1 protein-coding gene is annotated in these 341 nt (G+C 68.0%); it reads right to left on the minus strand.

The window, feature by feature from the left end; translation table 11 throughout:
- A partial coding sequence (locus QWI17_RS23045; RefSeq protein ID WP_302724893.1) for a DUF1615 family protein occupies nucleotides 1-341 on the minus strand: 341 nt, incomplete at both ends.

Below are 341 nucleotides of genomic sequence, written 5' to 3' on the forward strand. Positions count from 1 at the left end.
TTTCAATGCTCCATCGATCAGCAACCTGGGGATGTGCAGGCGCGCGGCGCGGCGGTCGATTTCTTCACGGGCGATACGCCCCAGGCTGGGCACCTGTGGATCGGCGGTGAAGGTCGACTCCTGCTCGGTGACCGCCAACACGGCACACAGGTTGCTCTTGCTGGGGGGGATGCGCTGGGCCTCGAAGGCCACCTGGATGTCCTTGGCCCAGCCCTCGCGGTCGCGGGCTTGCGTGGGCAGCAACCGCAGCAGTTGGGCGCGAACCTCGGCCGGGTCCGCTGCGGGCACTTCTTCGCGGCGCCCGGCGCAACCTTGCAGCAGTGCAAGGGCCATCATGCCTG

Source organism: Gilvimarinus gilvus (assembly GCF_030518155.1).
Taxonomy (GTDB): domain Bacteria; phylum Pseudomonadota; class Gammaproteobacteria; order Pseudomonadales; family Cellvibrionaceae; genus Gilvimarinus; species Gilvimarinus gilvus.